General features: G+C 69.9%; 15 protein-coding genes and 1 other annotated feature (1 of these 16 cut by a window edge). Of the genes, 3 read left to right on the forward strand and 12 right to left on the reverse strand.

All coding sequences use genetic code 11. The annotated features are described in order from the left end of the window. Positions 1 to 787, reverse strand: a sequence feature (16S ribosomal RNA rRNA prediction is too short) (it extends 138 nt beyond the left edge of the window). Positions 788 to 1,553: 766 nt separating this feature from the next. The 4 genes from AMYBE_RS0116670 to AMYBE_RS0116685 are packed head-to-tail and all read right to left on the reverse strand — an operon-like array spanning position 1,554 to position 5,281. Then, positions 1,554 to 3,794, reverse strand: coding sequence for a heavy metal translocating P-type ATPase (locus tag AMYBE_RS0116670; RefSeq protein WP_020660524.1), 2,241 nt, complete (start codon positions 3,792 to 3,794; stop codon positions 1,554 to 1,556). After that, on the reverse strand, positions 3,791 to 4,687 hold the full coding sequence (locus AMYBE_RS0116675; RefSeq protein ID WP_020660525.1) for a hypothetical protein: 897 nt from the start codon (positions 4,685 to 4,687) through the stop codon (positions 3,791 to 3,793). The genes AMYBE_RS0116670 and AMYBE_RS0116675 overlap by 4 nt, the downstream gene beginning before the upstream one ends. Positions 4,688 to 4,736: 49 nt before the next feature. Further along, positions 4,737 to 4,943, reverse strand: coding sequence for a heavy-metal-associated domain-containing protein (locus AMYBE_RS0116680; RefSeq protein ID WP_020660526.1), 207 nt, complete (start codon positions 4,941 to 4,943; stop codon positions 4,737 to 4,739). Between the two features lie 29 nt (positions 4,944 to 4,972). Further along, positions 4,973 to 5,281, reverse strand: coding sequence for a metal-sensitive transcriptional regulator (locus AMYBE_RS0116685; RefSeq protein ID WP_020660527.1), 309 nt, complete (start codon positions 5,279 to 5,281; stop codon positions 4,973 to 4,975). Between the two features lie 59 nt (positions 5,282 to 5,340). Here AMYBE_RS0116685 and AMYBE_RS0116690 point away from each other — a divergent pair, with 59 nt between their 5' ends. Next, a complete protein-coding gene (locus AMYBE_RS0116690; RefSeq protein WP_020660528.1) occupies positions 5,341 to 5,850 on the forward strand; it encodes a carboxymuconolactone decarboxylase family protein in 510 nt (169 codons plus the stop codon). A gap of 431 nt (positions 5,851 to 6,281) precedes the next feature. Here the strand turns inward: AMYBE_RS0116690 and AMYBE_RS0116695 are convergent, their stop codons facing one another. From AMYBE_RS0116695 to AMYBE_RS0116730, 8 genes are all read right to left on the reverse strand, one after another. Next, positions 6,282 to 7,070, reverse strand: coding sequence for an LLM class flavin-dependent oxidoreductase (locus AMYBE_RS0116695; RefSeq protein WP_034288702.1), 789 nt, complete (start codon positions 7,068 to 7,070; stop codon positions 6,282 to 6,284). A 225-nt stretch (positions 7,071 to 7,295) separates the two neighbouring features. Then, positions 7,296 to 7,985, reverse strand: coding sequence for a LysM peptidoglycan-binding domain-containing protein (locus AMYBE_RS0116700; protein WP_020660530.1), 690 nt, complete (start codon positions 7,983 to 7,985; stop codon positions 7,296 to 7,298). Positions 7,986 to 8,498: 513 nt separating this feature from the next. Continuing rightward, entirely contained in the window at positions 8,499 to 10,505 is a 2,007-nt protein-coding gene (locus AMYBE_RS43675) for a glycosyltransferase (protein WP_020660531.1), read from the reverse strand. Next, the gene (locus AMYBE_RS0116710; RefSeq protein ID WP_020660532.1) at positions 10,502 to 11,131 is read right to left on the reverse strand and encodes a DUF998 domain-containing protein; all 630 of its coding nucleotides are present in this window, start codon (positions 11,129 to 11,131) and stop codon (positions 10,502 to 10,504) included. Before AMYBE_RS0116710 ends, AMYBE_RS43675 begins: the two co-directional genes overlap by 4 nt. A 55-nt stretch (positions 11,132 to 11,186) precedes the next feature. Beyond that, positions 11,187 to 12,617, reverse strand: coding sequence for a sensor histidine kinase (locus AMYBE_RS0116715; RefSeq protein ID WP_020660533.1), 1,431 nt, complete (start codon positions 12,615 to 12,617; stop codon positions 11,187 to 11,189). Then, positions 12,614 to 13,306 (reverse strand): response regulator transcription factor, encoded by a 693-nt coding sequence (locus AMYBE_RS0116720; protein WP_027927729.1) that lies wholly within the window; start codon positions 13,304 to 13,306, stop codon positions 12,614 to 12,616. Before AMYBE_RS0116720 ends, AMYBE_RS0116715 begins: the two co-directional genes overlap by 4 nt. Before the next feature lie 233 nt (positions 13,307 to 13,539). Next, positions 13,540 to 14,958, reverse strand: a complete 1,419-nt coding sequence (pntB, locus tag AMYBE_RS0116725) for a Re/Si-specific NAD(P)(+) transhydrogenase subunit beta (RefSeq protein ID WP_020660535.1) — start codon at positions 14,956 to 14,958, stop codon at positions 13,540 to 13,542. A 19-nt stretch (positions 14,959 to 14,977) separates the two neighbouring features. Continuing rightward, on the reverse strand, positions 14,978 to 16,504 hold the full coding sequence (locus tag AMYBE_RS0116730; RefSeq protein WP_020660536.1) for a Re/Si-specific NAD(P)(+) transhydrogenase subunit alpha: 1,527 nt from the start codon (positions 16,502 to 16,504) through the stop codon (positions 14,978 to 14,980). Positions 16,505 to 17,461: 957 nt separating this feature from the next. Here AMYBE_RS0116730 and AMYBE_RS0116735 point away from each other — a divergent pair. Then, positions 17,462 to 17,794, forward strand: a complete 333-nt coding sequence (locus tag AMYBE_RS0116735; protein ID WP_020660537.1) for a VOC family protein — start codon at positions 17,462 to 17,464, stop codon at positions 17,792 to 17,794. Positions 17,795 to 17,884: 90 nt separating this feature from the next. Beyond that, entirely contained in the window at positions 17,885 to 18,754 is an 870-nt protein-coding gene (locus tag AMYBE_RS0116740; RefSeq protein ID WP_020660538.1) for an alpha/beta fold hydrolase, read from the forward strand. Positions 18,755 to 18,778 lie beyond the last annotated feature (24 nt).

Consider the following 18,778-nt stretch of genomic DNA (forward strand, 5'->3'; position numbering starts at 1 on the left):
ACAGCGTGGACTACCAGGGTATCTAATCCTGTTCGCTCCCCACGCTTTCGCTCCTCAGCGTCAGTATCGGCCCAGAGACCCGCCTTCGCCACCGGTGTTCCTCCTGATATCTGCGCATTTCACCGCTACACCAGGAATTCCAGTCTCCCCTGCCGAACTCAAGTCTGCCCGTATCGACCGCACGCTCCACGTTAAGCGTGGAGATTTCACGGCCGACGCGACAAACCGCCTACGAGCTCTTTACGCCCAATAATTCCGGACAACGCTCGCACCCTACGTATTACCGCGGCTGCTGGCACGTAGTTAGCCGGTGCTTCTTATCCAGGTACCGTCACTTGCGCTTCGTCCCTGGCGAAAGAGGTTTACAACCCGAAGGCCGTCATCCCTCACGCGGCGTCGCTGCATCAGGCTTGCGCCCATTGTGCAATATTCCCCACTGCTGCCTCCCGTAGGAGTCTGGGCCGTGTCTCAGTCCCAGTGTGGCCGGTCACCCTCTCAGGCCGGCTACCCGTCGTCGCCTTGGTAGGCCATTACCCCACCAACAAGCTGATAGGCCGCGGGTTCATCCTGCACCGCCGGAACTTTCCACCACCAAAGATGCCTCCAGTGGTCATATCCGGTATTAGACCCAGTTTCCCAGGCTTATCCCAGAGTGCAGGGCAGATTACCCACGTGTTACTCACCCGTTCGCCACTCATCCCCGGCCGAAACCGGTTCAGCGTTCGACTTGCATGTGTTAAGCACGCCGCCAGCGTTCGTCCTGAGCCAGGATCAAACTCTCCAACAATGCTGTAAAGTTCGATCGAGACTATTCTCAACCATATCTTCTCAAAGGAAACCCCGACGAGGGGGTTTCATAAAAAGCTCTACTGGCTTAGTTCACTAGCACACTGTTGAGTTCTCAAGCAACACACCCCGACACCAACCGCCCCCTCAAGGACGACCGACACCGAAGCATCATTCCTAGCAGTTTTTGGTGGGACACCCACTCAATCGCCTTCCCGGCGAGAGCTTGGTTCGTGCCCCGGCGGCCACCCGGTCTCCCTGGCGACTCGGAGAAGATTACACGCCCCGAAACCCCCCTCGAACAGGGGGTCCCTTAAAACCATTTGCGCAGGCCACTACCCGCGAGAACGGCATTCCGGGGTGATCCGAAGCAGTGACTGGCGCCGCTGGAGCGGTTCTTCGAGGCGCTGGAATAGCGCCGATCCGCCGGCCCGGCTCTCCCGGATGGACAGCCAGTCAGGAGCCGCTGCGCTCCAAGCGGACACGGCCGACCCGTCAACAGCCCTGCCCTCCTAGCCAGCACGGACGGCGGCTTCGACACCACAATGCTCCGGCGGGCTCTTCTCTGACCGCTACCCGCGCCGCCGCATTCCACCGCGGACTGTTCCTCCCGCGCGAGGCACGCCACCGCTTCCGCGGCCGCGTACCCCGGGCTCCAGGACGGGAACAGTCCAGCTCCCCGGAGCAAGACTGTGCTGTCTCCGTCGGCGCACAACGAGAGCGGCCCTGCCTCTCCCGAGACAGGACCGCTTTCGCAAGCGACGCCCTCAGCCAACCGCCCGGAACCCGCGCAGCCGAAGGCTGTTGCTCACCACGAACACCGAGCTGAACGCCATGGCCGCGCCCGCGAGCATCGGGTTCAGCAATCCCGCCGCGGCCAGCGGGAGCGCCAACACGTTGTACGCGAACGCCCAGAACAGGTTTCCCTTGATCGTTCGCAACGTGCGCCGCGACAGGCGGATCGCGTCGGCCGCGGCCCGCAGGTCGCCGCGGACCAGGGTCAGATCGGCGGCCTCGATCGCAGCGTCCGTCCCGGTGCCCATGGCCAGGCCGAGGTCGGCCTTCGCCAGCGCCGCGGCGTCGTTCACGCCGTCGCCGACCATGGCCACGACCTTGCCTTCGTCCTGCAGCCGACGCACGACGTCGACCTTGTCCTTCGGCAGCACCTCGGCGATCACCTCGTCGATGCCCACGTCGGCGGCCACCGAGCGGGCCACGGCCTCGTTGTCCCCGGTGAGCAGGATCGGGGTCAGGCCCAGCTCCCGCAGCCGGGCGATCGCCTCGGCGGACGTCGGCTTGACGGTGTCCGCGACGACGAGCAGCGCCTTCGCCTGGCCGTCCCAGCCGACCGCCACCGCGGTCCGGCCCTGTTCCTGAGCTGCGGCGACCGCCGAGACCAGCGAAGCCGGCAAGTGCTGGCTCCACTGTTCCAGCAGCGCGACCCGGCCGACCAGGACGGCGGACCCGGCCACTGCCCCCTGCACGCCAAGACCTTCCACGTTCACGAAGTCCTCGACGGCCGGCAGTTCGCCGACCTTCTCACGGGCGCCACGGGCGATCGCCTTCGCGATCGGGTGTTCCGAAGCGTCCTCCAGCGCACCGGCCAGCCGCAGCACCTCGTCCGCTTCCACGCCGTCCGCGGTGTACACCTCGACCAGCGACATTTGCCCGGTGGTGACGGTGCCGGTCTTGTCCAGCACGACGGTGTCCACGCGCCGCGTCGACTCCAGCACCTCCGGCCCCTTGATCAGGATCCCGAGCTGCGCGCCCCGGCCGGTGCCGACCAGCAGAGCGGTGGGAGTGGCCAGGCCCAGCGCGCACGGGCAAGCGATGATCAGCACCGCGACCGCCGCGGTGAACGCCGCCGACACCGAGTCGCCCGCGCCCAGCCAGAACGCCAGGGTGCCGACCGCCAGCGCGATCACGATCGGCACGAACACCGCCGACACCCGATCCGCCAGCCGCTGGACCTGCGCCTTTCCGGTCTGCGCGTCCTCGACGAGCTTCGCCATCTGGGCCAGCTGAGTGTCCGAGCCGACCCGGGTGGCCCGCACGACGAGGCGCCCGCCCGCGTTGACGGTGGCACCGACCACCGCGTCTCCCGGCCCGACCTCGACCGGGACGCTCTCGCCGGTCAGCATGCTCGCGTCGACCGCCGAGCTGCCGTCCTCGATCACGCCGTCGGTCGCGACCTTCTCGCCCGGCCGGACCACGAACCGGTCGCCGACCTGCAACCGGTCCACCGGAATGCGGTGCTCGCGGCCGTCCCGCAGGACCGCGACGTCCTTCGCGCCCAGTTCCAGCAGCGCCCGCAGCGCCGCGCCGGCCCGGCGCTTCGACCGTGCTTCGAAGTACCGGCCGGCGAGAATGAACGTCGTCACCCCGGCCGCGACTTCGAGGTAGATATTGCCGTCGCCGGCCATCCGCTGCACGGTCAGCTCGAACGCGTGCGTCATGCCCGGCACGCCCGCGGTACCGAACAGCAGCGCGTACAACGACCACAGGAACGCGGCGATGGTCCCCATCGAGATCAGCGTGTCCATGGTGGCCGCGCCGTGCCGCAGATTCGCCCACGCCGCCCGGTGGAACGGCAGCGCGCCCCAGACGATCACCGGCGCGGCGAGGACCAGCGAGATCCACTGCCAGTAGGTGAACTGCAGGGCCGGCACCATCGCGAGCACGATCACAGGTGCCGACAACAGCGCAGAGACGATCAGCCGTTGCCGCAACGGCCGCGTCGCGTCCTCTTCGACCGGGGAAGGCTCATCTTCCCGAACCGAGGGCAGCGCCGCCCCGTAACCGGCCGCCTCGACCTGCTCGACCAGCTGCTGCGGTTCAATGTCGCCGGAGTAGACGACCTTCGCCTTTTCCGTCGCGTAGTTGACGGTGGCGGTGACGCCGTCGAGCTTGTTCAGCTTCCGCTCGATCCGCATCGCGCACGACGCGCAGGTCATCCCGGTGATCGCCAGCTCGACCTCGCCGGACCGGCTCGTCACGTCGGTGGTCATGATCCGTTCCCTCCTGCCTGCACGGTGAATTCGGCGGTGTGCACGGCGTCGCCGTGCCGGAAGTCCAGGAACAACCGGTAGCTGCCGGGCGACGGGACTTCGGCGACGAAGCTCACCGCCGGTCCGGCCGCGGTCTTCCCGTCGCCGGGCGCGCCGTCCGGGTGCACGTGGAGGTAGCCGAGGTCGCCCCCGCGCAGCGCCACCAGGTGCCCGTAGGCGCCCAGGTACGGCTGGAGGTCCGTCACTTCCGCCCCGTCGCGCGTCACCGTCGCGGTCACCTTGGACGCGCGGCCGGGCACCAGATCGCTGGCCAGCGTCACCCGATAACCGTCCACAGTGGACGTCCTGCTCGGCGGGTAGCCGGCCGGGCGGAAGTCGCCCGGTGCGGCCAGGTCGACGCCGAGCGTGGTCCCGGTGCCGCGAGCCGGCGTGAAGTCGGCGAACGCGCGGTAGCTGCCGGCGTCCTTGACCGACAGCGGCACCGTCCAGGCGCCGTCCGGCCCGAGCGTCGGGTGCAGGTGCTGGTAGCCGGCCGTGTCGCGGCGGACCACGATGAAATGCATCTGCTTCTCGTGCTCGACGTCGAACGCGGTCACCGGCGCGCCGTCCTTGACGATCCGGAAGGCGAAGGGCGTGGTCTTTCCCGGCGTGAGCGTCGTGCTGGTGGGCGCGAGGGTGTAACCGCCCCTGGACGACGCCAGCCCGCCGGGCTGGTCGGTGTTCGCGGCCTCCGCGACGGAGCCGCTGTGAGCGTCCCCGTGCCCGGCGCCCTCAGCGCCGTGCACCCCGGCCGGGCCGGAGAAGGGACCGACAGCGGTGCCCACTCCCCAGCCGCCACCGGCGACCAGGGCGAGAGCTACCCCGTAGGCGGAGAGCTTCGCTGCAGTGTTCATGTCCTCATTCCTCACCGCGGGCCAGGCCCGCAGTCCGAAGACCGACTGCTCAGGCAGTCAGCTGGTAACCGGCTTCCTCGACCGCGGCGCGCACGTCCGCGATCGCGATCTCCTCGGCGGCGCGCACGGTCACCTTGCCGGTGGGCAGGTCGACCTCGACGCCGGTGACGCCGGCGACGGCGCCCACCTCCTCGGTGACCGACTGGACGCAGTGGCCGCAGGTCATGCCGGTGACGGTGAAGATCTGCTCGCTCACGGTGTTCTCCTTGCTGAGTATCGGATTCTTCAGGAACGAACGAGCCGCGCGATCGCGTCGCTCGCCTCGCGGATCTTGTCCTCGGCCGTGGTGCCACCCTTGGCGACGGCTTCGGCGACGCAGTGGTTCAGGTGCTCGTCCATCAGCCCGAGCGACACCGCCTCCAGCGCCTTCGTGGCCGCCGACACCTGAGTCAGGATGTCGATGCAGTACTTGTCCTCTTCGACCATCCGCTGCAGCCCGCGGATCTGGCCTTCGATCCGCCGCAGGCGCTTGAGATAGCCCTCTTTTTCTCCGCTGTAGCCGTGGGGTCCGGCTGTTCCGTGCGACTCGCTCATGATCCTATTGATACCCTAGGGGGGTAGGGTAGTCAACACCGAAACCAGGAGGAGTTCCGATGTCCCGCATCCCCCCGCTCGCCCCGGCCGCCGCGCCGGAGAAATCGCGGCAGCTGCTGGAGGGGCTCGCCGGACCGGCCGGCCCAATGGTCTCGGCGATGGCCCACTCCCCCGCGCTGCTGCAGGGGTATCTGGAGCTGTCGCGGGCGATCAAGCGGGTGAAGCTGCCGCGGGCGCTCGGCGAGAAGATCTCGCTGGCGGTGCAGGAATGGCTGGGCTGCGCGCTGTGCCTGGACGCGCACGCCGAGGCCGGCCGGGGCGCTGGACTGTCCGAACTGGACATCGCGCTCGCCCGGCAGGCAACCGCGACCGACGTTCGCGAAGCCGCGCTGATCGGGTACGCGATGCGAGTGCTGGCCGAACCGGCGGCCATTTCGGAGGACGATCTAGCCGGACTCCGGGAGCACGGCTGGTCGGACCGGGTGCTGGCGGACGTCGTCGGCCTGGTGTCGTTGAACCACCTGACCGGCGCGTTCAACCTCGTCGCCGGTCTCGAACCGGCGCGGTAGCGGCCTGGCCGAGCCGGTTCATCGGGCAGCTCGGGCAGATCCGGGCGGCTCGGGCAGATCTGGCGGGGCGCGGCGGTCGCCGGGGCTGGGCTGCTACGAGCGGACCGAGGCGTGATCCGCGAGGGGGCGGGGTATCCGGAGCAGGGCAAAGCCGCGCCGTCGAGGTGTGACCGTTTCTCCAAGTCCGTGAAGGGCCCCTTGAGGGAATCCAAGTCCGGCAAGGGGCCCTTCACGGACCACAACTCCCGCTCCCGCCGCCCGCATGGCCCCGGCCAGCCGGGCCCTTCACGCTGGGCAGACCCGGCGAAACCGCACTCACAGCGCCGCCTTGAGTCCCTGGCATTGGTTCTGAACGCGGGCTACAGATGCTCAAGCAGCACCGGCGCGACGGCGGGTCTGTTTCCCTCACGCCCGCCGCGGCCAGTCACGGCTCACTCGGACAGTGCTGCGATCAGCGGCCCCGGGTCCGGGTGCTCTGCCGTGCACTGCAGCACCACTGACGTCGCACCCGCGTCCGCCAGTTCCGCGATCAGCCCCCGCGCCCGGTCGCCCAGCGCGGGCGCATTCGGCTCGATCTCGGCGAACACGACCACCTGCGGCTCCGCCCGCCCCGCCGCCCGCGCGGCCTCGGCGGCCCGGACGGATTCCGCGGCGACGCACTCCGGCGTCGCCACTAGGGAATCCAGCAACACGCCGTCGCCGACCTCGCCGGCCAGCGCGACCGTTTTCGGTCCGCGGCCGCCGACGATCACCGGCGGGATCTGCTGCGGCGGCCAATCCAGAGCGACCGCGTCGAGCTGCACGTACCGGCCGCTCGTCGTGAGGGTTTGGCCGTGCAGCAGCTGCCGGACGGCGTCGGCGTACTCGCGCAGCAGAGTCATCGGAGAGGCGGCTCGCGCGCCTGCCTGCCCCATCCAGTCGAGCACCCCGTGCCCGAGGGCCGGAAGGAACCGGCCGGGAAACGTCCTCGCCAGCGTGGCGATCTCCATCGCGGCGAGCGCCGGGTTGCGCAGCGGCACCGGCATCAGGCCGATCCCGACCGCGACTCGTTCGCTCCACGCGAGCGCGGCGGCCGCACTGCTGAGGCCGCCTTGCCGGAAGCAGTCTTCCCACAGCCACAGCTCGTCTATCCCAGCTCGGTCGGCCGCGAGGACGGTCTCGCGAAGCTCTTCCGGCGGTGACTGCGGACGGAACACGACACCCACACGTACGTCGGCCATGCGCGCCACGCTAGCGGCGCTGGCCGCGCGCACCTACCGAATTCCCGGCGCGACCGCCTCAGACCCGGGCAGTTGCCAAGCGGGGCAAGGCATCCTCCCGGCTACGACCGGCAATCCCCGGTCGCGGCGCCGACGGCTGGTCTCGCTGCGGCTGTCGAGCGGATGGTCAAACGGCCGGGTCCGCGTCGCCCGGGGGAAAGCGACGCGGACCCGGCCGTCAGCGGGTCACTGGGTGACGAGCTTCTGACCGATCAGGATCAGGTCCGCGTTCGGAACCTGCTGAGCGTTCAGCTGCTGCAGGTGCTTCCAGCCGCCCTGGGTGTGCAGGCTCTCGGCGATCCCGGAGAGCGTGTCGCCGGCGACGACGGTGTACGAGCCGTTCGCGTTGGCCTGCGCGGGAGCCGGCTTCGCGTGCTTCGGGCCCGCCTTGACCTCGGCGCTGACCTTCGGCTGCACCTTCTTCGCCTGGGACTGGAGAGCCGCGCCGGTGTCGGCCGACCCGCCGTTCTGTCCGCCGAAGTTCGCGTACTGGGCCGGGCCGGAGCCGCCGTGGCACTGCCAGGGCGCGGTGCCCTGCTTCGCGTAAATCCGGTCGGCGACGGTCTGCTGCTGCGCCGGGGTCGCCCGGTCCGCGGTCGGCGCGAACTGGCCGCCGCCGTTGGCCAGCCAGGTGTTCGTGACGATCTGGAACAGGCCTGCCGGACGTCCGGCGCGCTGACCGGCTGCGGTGTTGTTGACCGCGGTGGGGTTGCCGCTGCTTTCGCACTTCACGATCCCGGCCTGGCCGGGGAAGGCATTGGCGGTGCCGGCGGCGGCGATGCCGATGCCGCCGATGGTGGCGCCGGCGAGCGCAGCGGACGCACCGGTGCGCTTCAGAACAGTCTTCGTCTTGCTGGGTTTGCTGTGCCGTCCCACAGTAGGTCGGCTCCTTCGCTGTCTCACCGAGACAGCCGGGATCGCACCTGGTGAGGCGGCGAGCGCGGCAGTTTGCGGTGGCTTCGGGCCGCTGATCCTCGGGGTAGATCGCAAGTCACCGCGAAAGCTCGAGAAGATTACGAAATGGAAACAGCAGGTGTACAGAGGTAGTGGGGCGGGTCACGTGTGAGGAGGTTTGGTAGTGGGTACGCGACTATGTGTCATCGTTGATTGATGACAGTTGGTTAGCTTCCGCCTTCCTTTGACCTCGATGTTCCTTCGTGAAGCTCCCCTTTCCGCAACCCCGATGGCGCGCTTTGGCAAATTTCTCACCACCAGGTTTCTGGATTGCTCCTTGGCCGGTGCTGTCGCCGCACCGTTACGAAGCGAGATCCAGACGCTGTTTTCGCGGGGCGTCAAACGGCGGTGCGGGCTTCGGCCCGGGGCGCCGCGGCGGTTCCGTGTCGTGAGGTTCGGGCGTCCGGCAAGGGCGCTGGCCTGCGGTCACCGGCACTACGCCGCTTGGCCGGTCACGCGGGGGCGCGGGAGTGCGCCGGTGGCGGCTTCGTAGAGGTCTTCGTATGCGTCCAGCGTGCGGGCGATTCCGTGGTGGGCAACGGCTTCCTGGCCGGCTCGGCCCATCCGGGCGCGGACGGCGGGGTCGGCGGTCAGCTCCAGCAGCCGCTCCGCCAGCGCCTCGATGTCGCCCGGCGGATAGAGCCAGCCGGTTCGGCCCGAGGCCACCAGATGGGGCAGCGCCATCGCGTCGGCGGCTACGACCGCGAGTCCGGCGGCCATCGCTTCCATCGTGGCCAGGCTTTGCAGCTCGGCGGTGCCCGGCATGCAGAACAGGTGGCTCGTCCGGTACGCCTGGACCAGCTCGGCGTCGGTGACGAAACCGCGGAACGTCACCCGGTCGGCGACGCCCGCTCGCGCCGCCAGCTCTTCCAGGTCCGCCCGGCAGGAGCCGTCTCCGATCAGAGTGGCATGCAGCGAGGGGACTTTCGGCAGGGCCCGGATGAGGTCGTCCACGTTCTTCTCGGCGTCCAGGCGGCCGACGAACAGGACCCGGACGGCGTCGGCGGGCGCAGGTCCGACCGGCGCGTAGTGGCCAAGGTCGATTCCGCACGAAACTACCGCTACCGGGCCGGGGAAACCGTGTTCCTCCAACAGTTGCGCGGCGCGTGGGGTCGGGGTGGTGACGACGCCGGCCCGGCGGAAGACCCGGACGAAGTCGCGCCAGGCCCAGCGGGTCAGCACCGACTCGACCGGCTTCGGCAGCGACACGAAGCCGAGCAGGTTTTCCGGCATGAAGTGGTTCGTCGCGACGGTCGGGATGCCGCGTTCTCCGGCGGCGGACAGCAAACCGCGGCCGACCGAGAAGTGCGACTGGACGTGGACGACGTCCGGGCGGAGTTCGGACAGCAACTCGGCGGCGGTGCGACGGGCGCGGCGCGGGGTGCTGAAGCGGAACGTCTCGTGGAAGGGAGTGCGGTGGGAAGCTGCGTAATGGATCGTGTAGCCGCCATCCTGGCCGGGAATCCCGGCGCGATCGGGCGTGAGGATGTGCACGTCGTGGCCGCGCGCGCTCAGGCCGCGGGCCAGGCGTTCGGCGAAGTGGGCGGCGCCGTTGACGTCCGGCGGGAAAGTGTCGGCGCCGATGACGATACGCAACCGGGACTGCGGCATGGGACGCTCCTGAACTGTGCGAGGTGACGGTTTCGCGTAAGCCAGCACAACGACGCCGATGATCGCGACAGCGGCGAGCCCGGCTTGAACGGCGGCGGCGACGGGCGAGGTGAAAGGTCGCTCGCCGAACAGCAGTGCGCTGGCGAGGATCGCGGTGAACGGGTCCACGACGGTCGTCGCGGCGACGGCTACCGCGGCGGGTCCGCTCGCGTAGGCGCGATGCAGCAGCCAGCCTCCGGTCAGCAGGAGCAGGCCCGCCTCGGCGGCCAGCAGGACGCCTGCCCCAGGGGTTCCGTGCAAAAGGTGCAGGGCGGCGACGCGCATCGTCGCGGCGCCAAGCCCGAAAAGAACTGCCGCGGCGGCGGCCTGGGTCAGGCATTTCGCCTGTCCTCGGACAAACCACGCGACGGCGGCCGCGCCTGCCCCGAGCAGCAGCACCGGCTGGGCGACAGCGAGGCCGGGAACGGCGGCGGAGCCGACCGACGCGGCGGAGAGCAGGACGAATCCGCCGACTCCGGCGCATACCGCGACGGTCGCGGCGACTACCCGGCTGGTGCGATCCGGGTTTCCGAAGCCGACCGTCAGGACCAGGCTGAGAACACCGATCGGCTGGACAATCGCGAGCGGCGCCAGCGAAAGCGCGGTCAGATGCAGGGCACCGCCCAGCACGGCGAGGCTCGTGCCGCCCAGCCACCTCGGGTTGCGCAGGACGGCACCGGCGAAGCGCAAGCCGGTCGCGTCGGCCGTCTGGACCGATCGGTGCTGCAGGCGGACGGCGGCAGCGAAGAAGCAAGCGGCAGCGGCCGCCAGAACGATCGCCAGGAGGGTCATCGGCGAGCCCCTCCGATCGCACGCGCGCCGGTGATCAGGATGACCAGCTCCGCGGTGAGTGCGATGCGTTCGAGCAACCCGGCGGGCAGCGTCGCGGCGAACTGCGCGGCACCGAACCCGGCAGCGGTGATCAGGCCCGCGATCGCACAACCGGTGAGGCGGCGCGTGGTCTTCGCCCAGCCGGGACGGGCGCGCAGCCGTTGTGCCAGCGACGCGCAGGCCAGCGGCAACGCTCCGAAAAGGACCGCGCCGCCGATCCGGTGGACGGTGCCGTGGAATGTCGATTCGCCGACCGTCGCGTTTCCCTGAAAAACCAGCTCGACCACCAACGCGGCGCCCCACAGTCCGAAAAGGACGATCGTGGCGCGGCCGGCGGGCAGGGAAGTGGCCCGGGCAGCCGCGGCGAGCACGACCCCGGCGGCCAGGACCAGAAGGATGGCGAGGGCGAACCAGATCCGGGCGGCCCGGTGCAGTGCGTAGTCGCTGACCGGGTCGCGGTAGGGGTCGACGGTCGGGTCGAAGGCCAGGGACAACGTGCCGATCAGCGAAAGCGCGGCCGTCGTGAGGCCGATCGCCCACCAGGCGAGCCGCTTCGCGGGAGGGGCACTGACAAGGCTTCTGGTCACCGTCTCACGGTGTGCCCGCCGGATGAGAAGCCGATGAGAATTGCCCGGGGTTCGGTTAAGAAGCGTCCGGCGGGGCGGGTTCGGCCGGGCCCCGCCGCGGACCCGCCGCCGGAAACGCCAGCTCGATGCGCGCTCCCCCGCCCTCGGCCGCCCCGGCCCGAACCGTTCCGCCGTGCTGGCCGACCACCTGTTCCACAATCGCCAAGCCCAGCCCGGAACCCGGCTTGGACCGCGCCGCTTCCGCCCGGTAGAACCGCTCGAACACGTGCGGCAGATCGACCTCGGCGATGCCCGGGCCCTGGTCCGACACGACGATCGCCGGAATATCCGGCACCACCTCGGCGGTGACCGTCCCGCCCGGCGGGCTCCACTTCGCGGCGTTGTCGAGCACGTTCAGCACTGCTCGTTCCAGCGCTCCGGCCTGGCCCTTCACCTCGGCACTCGCCAGCGACACGGCGAACTCCACCTGCGGCGACCGGGCCCGCACCCGCTCGGCCGCGGCGGCTAGGACGTCCGCCAGATCGACCCGGTCCACCGGTTCCGGCGCGCGCTCGCCGGTGGACAGGTCGACCAGTTCGCCGACCAAAGTGGTCAGTTCGACCGACTGGACGTCGAGGTCCGCGAGCAGGCGGGTCCGGTCCTCCGGCGGCAGCGCCCGGTCCTGGCCTTCGGCGTGGATCAGCAGTTCGATGTTGTTGCGCAAGCTGGTCAGCGGGGTCCGCAATTCGTGCCCGGCGTCCTGGACCAGCCGCCGCTGTTCGTCACGGGAACGGCGGAGCGCGCCGAGCATTTCGTTGAACGCGTCGGCAAGGCGAGCCAGCTCGTCCTTGCCCGCCACGGCGATTCCGGGGGCCAGCTCCTGAGTTCGGGCGATGTCTTCGGCGGCGAGCGTCAGCGCCGCGACCGGGCGGAGCGCGGTCTTGGCGATCGCGCGTCCGGCGAGCGCGGCAGCGGCGACGCCGACCAGCCCGCCCAGCGTCAGCCAGGCCCCGAGCTTGGCGAGAGTTCTTTCCAGGCCCTCGGAATTGCGCGCGACCAGCACCGCTCCCCCGCCGGTCTTCGGCACGCTGCGCACCCGGTAGCGGTCCCCGTGGATGCGTTCGACGTCGAAGCCGAGCGCCGCGTCACCGCTGGCCACGAGGCGGGCCTGCGGGCCGACCGGGAAAGCCGGTGCGCCCGCGATGCCAGCGCTCGCCCCTGCCGCGTCCACGAACTGGACCGCCACCGCCTCGGTCTGGCCGCTGTCCGCGCCGGGTTTGCCTTGCTGCACCGCGCGCAGGGTGGCGAGCGCGTCCGCGGGGTTCGCGGCCTTCGCGGCGACCTGCGCGTAGGTCTGCAGTTGCGCGTCGAACTGCTGGTAGAGGTTCGCCCGGGTCAGCAACCACGCGGCCGACGAGGTCGCGACCACCGCGACGGCCATGGCGAGCGCGACCATCGCGGCGAGCCGGGTGCGCAGTGAGCGTTCCCGCCATCGCAGCCGTTTCACAGCGGGTCGTCCCGGAGCACGTAGCCGACCCCGCGCACGGTGTGCAGCAGCCGGGGTTCGCCGCCCTCTTCGAGTTTCCGGCGCAGGTAGCTGACGTAGACGTCCAGGCCGTTGGACGAGCTGCCGAAGTCGTAGCCCCACACCTGGTCGAACATCGCCGCCCGGGTCAGCACGATCCGCGGGTGCCGCAGGAACGCCTCCAGCATCGCGAACTCGGTGCGGGTCAGCCGGATCGGCCGGTCGCCGCGGCGGACCTCCCGGGTGTCCGGGTCCAGCACCAGGTCGGAGAACACGAGCGCGGACCCGGCGGGCCGCGGCGGGGAGTCGTACTCGACCCGCCGCAGCAGCGCGCGCACCCGGGCCAGCAGCTCCTGCAGCGAGAAGGGTTTGACCAGGTAGTCGTCGGCGCCCGCGTCGAGACCGGCTACCCGGTCGGTGACGCCGGTGCGCGCGGTCAGCATCAGGATCGGCACGAAGTTGCCCTCGGCGCGCAGGACGCGGCAGGTGTCCAAGCCGTCGAGCACCGGCATCGTCACGTCGAGCACCACGCCGTCCGGCTTCTCGGACCGGATGACTTCGAGGCCCTCGGCCCCGTCGCGGGCGAGCGAGACGGTGTAGCCCTCGAAGCGCAGCGTCCGGGACAGCGAATCCCGGACCGCCTCCTCGTCATCGACCACGACCAGATGCACCGCGGCCTCCTTCCGCCCGACGTCCACTCTCCCTGAAGAAGATGAGAACTCGGTGAGAAGTCGCCCGTTCCGGGTGCTCAGCGGCCGCCGCGACGAGCGTCGTCCGCTGCGCCGGAGAGCGCAGCCCGGCGCGGCGGCGAAGGCGGTTGTCGACGCTTGCGGTGGTTCACGGCCCCGGCCGAGGCAGAGTCCACAATGGACTACTGCCTCGGCCGGCTGGTCGCGCCTGGCGCCTAGAGTGCGGCGAGGATGTCGTTGACGCGGTCTTTCGCGTCGCCGAAGAGCATCGCGGAGTTCTCGCGGAAGAACAGCGGGTTCTGCACGCCCGCGTAGCCCGAGGCCATGGAACGCTTGAACACCACCACGTTCTCCGCTTCCCACACAGTCAGCACCGGCATGCCCGCGATGGGACTGCCCGGGTCCTCGGCCGCGGCCGGGTTGACGGTGTCGTTCGCGCCGATGACCAGGACGACGTCGGTGCTGGCGAAGTCGTCGTTGATCTCGTCCAGCTCCAGCACGATATCGTAGGGCACCTTCGCCTCGGCCAGCAGCACGTTCATGTGCCCCGGGAGGCGCCCGGCGACCGGGTGGATGCCGAACCGGACCTCGATGCCCTTGTCGCGCAGCTTCCGGGTCAGCTCCGCCACCCCGTACTGGGCTTGCGCCACCGCCATCCCGTAGCCCGGGGTGATGATCACTTTGGAGGCTCCGGTAAGGAGTTCCGCCGCGCCCTCGGCGGTGATCTCGCGGTGCTCGCCGTAGTCCTTGTCCCCCGACGGCCCGGCTTCGATCCCGAAACCGCCGGCGATGACGGAGATGAACGACCGGTTCATCGCCTTGCACATGATGTAGGACAGGTACGCACCGGACGAGCCCACCAGCGCCCCGGTGATGATCAGCAGGTCGTTCTCCAGCAGGAACCCCGACGCCGCCGCGGCCCAGCCCGAGTAGCTGTTGAGCATCGACACGACCACCGGCATGTCCCCGCCGCCGATCGAGGCGACCAGGTGCCAGCCCAGCGCGAGCGCGAGCACGGTGACCACGATCAGCAGCCACAGCGCCGGGCTGGCGACGAACCACGCGGTCAGCGCCACGAACAGCACCAGCGCGCCGAGGTTCAGGAAGTTCTTGCCCGGCAGCATGAGCGGCGCGGACTTCATCCGCGCGGACAGCTTGAGGTTCGCCACGATCGACCCGGTGAACGTCACCGCGCCGATGAACACGCCGATGAACACCTCGGCGTGGTGGATGCCGAGGGTGCCGATGCTGCCCAGATGCGCGGCTTCGCCCCCGGCCGGCTCGGATTCCACCTGCAGGTAGCCGTTCCAGCCCACCAGCACGGCGGCGAGGCCGACGAACGAGTGCAGCAGCGCGATCAGCTCGGGCATCCCGGTCATCTCGACCACCGCCGCCCGCCGCAGCCCGATCCCGGCCCCGATCACCATCGCGACGACCATCAGCGCGACCGAGGTCCCGGTGATGTTCCCGGTCACCGCCTGGGCGATGGTCGCGACCAGCGCGACGACCATCCCGGCGATGCCGAAGGAGTTCCCGACCCGCGCGGTCTCGTGCCGGGACAGCCCGGCCAGCGCGAGAATGAACAACAGCCCGGCGACGATGTAGGCGGCCTGGCTGGCAGTGTGCACAGTCATCTGAAGAACGCCTCTCAGGTCAGCTGCGGGAGAACATCGCGAGCATCCGGCGGGTCACCGCGAACCCGCCGAAAACGTTGATCGTCGCCAACAACGTCGCCACCGCCGCCAGCACCACCACGACCGTGCTGCCGCTGACCAGATTCAGCAGGGCGCCCACGACGATGATCCCGGAAATCGCGTTCGTCACCGACATCAACGGCGTGTGCAGCGCGTGGTGCACGTGGCCGATCACGTAATAGCCGATCACGATCGCCAGCGCGAACACCGTCAAATGCGGCAGCAACGCCGCCGGCGCGAGAGCCGCCAGCAGCAGGAACACCGCCGCGATCCCCAGCACCACGCCGAGCCTGCGCCCGGACGACATCGGCTCCTTCGCCGGCTCTTCCTTCTTCGCCGGCGCCGCCGCGGGCTGCGGCGCCGCCGCGGACACCTGCACCGGCGGAGGCGGCCAGGTCAGCTCGCCGCCCTTCACCACCGTGATCGACCGGACCACCACGTCGTCGAAGTCGACCACGAGCCGGCCGTCCTTCTCCGGGGTCATCAGCTTCATCAGGTTCACCAGGTTGGTGCCGTACAGCTGCGACGCCTGCGCCGGAAGACGGCCCGCGAGGTCGGTGTAGCCGAGAATCGTCACGCCGTTGTCCGTCACGATGCGTTCGCCCGCGACGGTTCCCTCGACGTTCCCGCCGTTCGCCGCCGCCATGTCCACGATCACCGAACCGGCCTTCATCGAGGCGACCATCTCCGCGGTGATGATCCGCGGCGCCGGACGCCCCGGGATCAACGCAGTGGTGACGATGATGTCGACGTCCTTGCACTGCTCGGCATACAGCTGCGCCTCGCGCGCCTTGTAGTCGTCGCCCATTTCCTTCGCATACCCCGTCGCGGAAACCTCCGCGCTCGGGTCCTCGATGGACAGATACTCCCCGCCCAGGCTCTTCACCTGGTCAGCGACCTCCGGCCGCGGATCCGTCGCCCGCACGATCGCCCCCAGCGACCCCGCCGCGCCGATCGCCGCCAGCCCGGCCACGCCCGCACCCACCACCAGCACCTTCGCCGGCGCGACCTTCCCCGCCGCCGTCACCTGCCCGGTGAAGAACCGCCCGAACGCGTGCGCCGCCTCCACCACCGCCCGGTACCCGGCGATGTTCGCCATCGAGGACAGCACGTCCAGCGACTGCGCCCGGCTGATCCGCGGCACCGCGTCCATCGCCAACGCCGTGATCGGCCGCTTCGCCAGATCCTCCACCAGCTCCGGATTCAACGCCGGAGCCAGCAGGCTCACCACCGTCGCCCCGGCCTTCACCGCATCGAGCTGCTCGTCGGACGGCGCGTTCACCCCGAACACGACGTCCGCGTCCGCGACAGCACTGATCGTTGCTCCGGCCTCGGCATACGCCTCGTCGAAGAACCCCGAGGCCAGCCCTGCCCCGGGCTCGACAGCCACCTGGTAGCCCAGCCCGCGCAACTTGCCCACCGTCTCCGGCGTGGCCGCGACCCGCGTCTCGCCGGACCGGGCCTCCTTGAGCACCCCGATCAGCATCCCGTCTCCTTCCCCGCTCCGTTCACGGCGGATCCTCGGACCCGCTTCGCCCGCTTCAGGTACAGATGCGGTGGATACTCCCACGCCGATGCCCGTCCAGCAGTCAACCGACCGCGCGGTTCATAACGAGATCGCCACACTGACCGCCCGGCCGCCTACCCTCCCACCGCAGGTCCGCTGCCCGCGCACGGCGCAGAAAGCCGCCACGACCCGCCAGAACCACCGCATCGCCGCCCCGCCGGCCGCGCCCGGAATCCCCACTTTCGTAGCGCCCCTGCCGCCCGGCAGGCACCCCCGTGACCTCCACCACTTGACAGTCCCGGCCGCCGCGGACCCGCTCAGACCGCCCCGGCGGGCACCTTGCTCCGCGGATTCGCCAACACTCCCCATTCCTCGACCACCGCCACCCCCGGCCCGCCCACCCTGCCGCCTCCCCGACAGCCGGACCGACGCGAACAAGCACGTCGCTTTCCCCGTACTCGCTTCCCTTTCGGATCCACCGCCGAAATCGTGATCTTCGTCCGAGCCGAAGTCACCGCGAACGAGGGCCCGCCCGGCTGGAGATCAAACACTGCCGACCCGGCGACCAGATACCGCCCAGTCGGCCCGGCCGGACCATCCACACCAGACCGTCTACAACGGACAGTGTCGAGCACTTTGCCGGAGCCCGCGGTGGCGGCGCGGGCTGAAAAAGGCCGACCCTTGACGGACCCGCTGTCCGTGACCTGGTGTCCGTGATCGGGTGTCCGTGACCGGGTGTCCGTGAGGGGCCCCTTGAGGGACTTAGATTCTCTGAAGGGGCCCTTCACGGACAGCGCAGAAGACATGGTTCGCCTGGACCAGAACCGGATTCGCCGATCGCCAGCGGCCCCGGCCAGACTCAGTGCTTGCATTTTGCTATCACTTATGGTGCACTCAGAGTGCTTGCAGACCACAACCACCACGAAGGGACCGGCCGTGATCCGCCGTTTGCTCGCCCAGTGCACCGTCTCCGATCTCGAGCGCGCCGAGCAGTGGTACGCGAGCCTGTTCGGCCGGGGCCCGGACGCCCGCCCGATGCCCGGCCTCCTCGAATGGCACCTCGGCAAGGATTTCGGCTTGCAGGTCTGGAGCGAACCGGACCGGGCGGGCCGCTCGACCGTCGTCCTGGACGACACCGACCTCGACACCGTCGCCGCACGCGCCGGCGAAATCGGCATCGCCCACGACGGACCGCAACCCGGCGGCGGGGCCCGGGTTCTGCTGCTCGCCGATCCGGACGGCAACCGGGTGGTCTACAGCGGACCGTGAGCCAGGCCGCCCCGGTTGACCGCGTCCTGCCGACCGCCTACCCTCGCGACTAGAGCGATCGCTCTAGTCGCCGGCCGACGAGGAGGTCCGATGCCGCGCGTGCAGCTGTCCGCCGGGCCGATCGACTACGCCGACACCGGCGGTTCCGGTCCGGTTCTGGTGTTCGGGCACGGCTTTCCGATGTCGGGCACGCAATGGCGCAAAGTAGTCCCGTTGCTCGATGGGTACCGATGCCTCCTGCCGACGCTGCCGCTCGGCGCGCACCACAGCCCCATGCACCCCGATGCCGACCTCACGCAGTTCGGCGTCGCCCGGTTGCTCGGCGAGTTCCTGGCCGCGCTCGATCTGCGAGACGCCACCGTCGTGCTCAACGACTGGGGCGGCGGGCAATTCCTGATCGCCGACGGGATGGCGCCAGCCGAACATGTCGAGCGAGTGGGCCGGCTGGCACTCGTCGCATGCGAAGCCTTCGACAACTTCCCGCCGAAACCCGCGCGTCCCGTCGTCCGCCTGCTGCGGCTCCCCGGCGGACCATGGCTGCTCACACAAGCCAGCCGGACCGCCTTCTATCGGCACGCGCGCGCCGCATACGGCGGCATGTGCGAATCCCGGATCCCGGACGAGGTCCTCGACGGCTGGTTCCGTCCGGCCTTGCGGGACAAGGGAATCCGCCGAGACCTGGTCAAGTTCGCCACCGGCACCCCACCGGCGCGGGAACTGCTCCGCTGGGCCGAACGGCTGCGTTCGTTCGAACGACCGGTACTGGTCGTCTGGGCCGGGCAAGACCGGATGATGCCCGCCGGCCACGGACGACGGCTCGCCGACCTGTTCCCGGACGGCCGGCTGGTCGAGATTCCGGACAGCGGCACGCTGATCCCGGAGGACCAGCCGGAGCGCCTCGCCGAGGAACTGACCGCGTTCCTCGCGAGCACCGGAGCCACTCCCGCCCACCGGATCTGAAACACATTCACCTCTGTCCGGCGC

The organism is Amycolatopsis benzoatilytica AK 16/65 (assembly GCF_000383915.1).
Taxonomy (GTDB): domain Bacteria; phylum Actinomycetota; class Actinomycetes; order Mycobacteriales; family Pseudonocardiaceae; genus Amycolatopsis; species Amycolatopsis benzoatilytica.

What these genes read in the sequence shown, in the direction of transcription:
- AMYBE_RS0116670 (WP_020660524.1), bottom strand. Translation starts at nt 3,794, where the DNA reads ATGACCACCGACGTGACGAGCCGGTCCGGCGAGGTCGAGCTGGCGATC.
- AMYBE_RS0116675 (WP_020660525.1), bottom strand. Translation starts at nt 4,687, where the DNA reads ATGAACACTGCAGCGAAGCTCTCCGCCTACGGGGTAGCTCTCGCCCTG.
- AMYBE_RS0116685 (WP_020660527.1), bottom strand. Translation starts at nt 5,281, where the DNA reads ATGAGCGAGTCGCACGGAACAGCCGGACCCCACGGCTACAGCGGAGAA.
- AMYBE_RS0116690 (WP_020660528.1), top strand. Translation starts at nt 5,341, where the DNA reads ATGTCCCGCATCCCCCCGCTCGCCCCGGCCGCCGCGCCGGAGAAATCG.
- AMYBE_RS0116695 (WP_034288702.1), bottom strand. Translation starts at nt 7,070, where the DNA reads ATGGCCGACGTACGTGTGGGTGTCGTGTTCCGTCCGCAGTCACCGCCG.
- AMYBE_RS43675 (WP_020660531.1), bottom strand. Translation starts at nt 10,505, where the DNA reads ATGACCCTCCTGGCGATCGTTCTGGCGGCCGCTGCCGCTTGCTTCTTC.
- pntB (WP_020660535.1), bottom strand. Translation starts at nt 14,958, where the DNA reads ATGACTGTGCACACTGCCAGCCAGGCCGCCTACATCGTCGCCGGGCTG.
- AMYBE_RS0116730 (WP_020660536.1), bottom strand. Translation starts at nt 16,504, where the DNA reads ATGCTGATCGGGGTGCTCAAGGAGGCCCGGTCCGGCGAGACGCGGGTC.
- AMYBE_RS0116740 (WP_020660538.1), top strand. Translation starts at nt 17,885, where the DNA reads ATGCCGCGCGTGCAGCTGTCCGCCGGGCCGATCGACTACGCCGACACC.